Genomic DNA, 1,205 nt, shown 5'->3' with positions numbered 1-1,205 from the left:
TCAGCCAAGCGTTTATAGCTAGCCAAGCGATCTTTAGCATCTTTTTCGGTCTTCTCAAATAAAGCTTCCGCCATTTCAGGGAACTGTTTTTTGAGCGCCGAGTACCGGACTTCACCCAGCAGGAATTCTCTAAAGTCGGCTGTCGGCTCTTTCGAATCAAGCACAAAAGGATTCGCGCCGGTTTCTTTTTTCTGTGGATCAAAGCGGTACAAGGACCAGTAGCCGCTTGCCACAGCCTGTTTCGCTTCTTCCTGACTGCAACCCATGCCGGCTTTCAGCCCATGATTAATACATGGTGCATACGCAATAATGAGTGACGGTCCCGGATAGGCTTCCGCTTCAGCAATGGCTTTTAACGTCTGATTCTTATCAGCGCCCATAGCAATCTGCGCTACATAAATATAGCCATAGCTCATGGCAATCATGCCAAGATCTTTCTTCTTCGTCCGTTTTCCGCCTGCCGCAAATTTCGCAATTGCTGCTGTCGGCGTTGCTTTCGAAGACTGACCGCCTGTATTGGAATACACTTCCGTATCAAAGACAAGTACATTCACATCTTCGCCAGAGGCTAGTACATGGTCAAGACCGCCAAAGCCGATATCATAAGCCCAGCCGTCGCCGCCAAAGAGCCACTGCGACCGTTTCACTAAAAAGTCTTTATTTTGTTCAATTGCTTGCAACAGCGTATCTTTTTCGGCTTCGCCTTCAAGAGCGGCAATGACCTGATCCGCCCGTTCGCGCGTACCTTCACTGGTATCTTTTCCGTTCAGCCATTCGGTCAATGCGCTACGCAGTTCGTTGCTGAGGTTTCCAGCGAGCGCCTTCTCTACATCAGCAGCGACTTTCTTTCGTAACTGTTTCACGCCAAGCAGCATGCCCAAACCAAATTCAGCATTGTCTTCAAAGAGGGAGTTGCCCCAAGCCGGGCCATGACCGCGATGGTTCGTCGTATACGGCACTGACGGCGTACTGCCGGCCCATACGGACGAACAGCCTGTCGCATTAGCGACCATCATCCGATCGCCATAAAGCTGCGTGACGAGTTTGGCGTAAGGGCTTTCACCGCAACCGGCGCAAGCGCCAGAGAATTCGAGCAGCGGTTGTTCAAACTGACTGCCTTTGATCGTTTCTTTCTTCATGGGGTTCGCTTTCGGCGATACCTTCATGGCATAATCCCACAAAGCTTCCTGCTCTGTCTGCGTAGC

1 protein-coding gene is annotated in these 1,205 nt (G+C 50.9%); it reads right to left on the bottom strand.

What is annotated here, in order from left to right:
- The coding region (locus AC0NJP_RS18245) for a thiamine pyrophosphate-dependent enzyme (protein ID WP_474700704.1) at positions 1-1,205 on the bottom strand (1,205 nt) is incomplete at both ends.

The sequence above is a fragment of the Pelorhabdus sp. sgz311002 genome (assembly GCF_056134285.1).
This window is presented reverse-complemented; position numbering and strand designations above follow the sequence as displayed.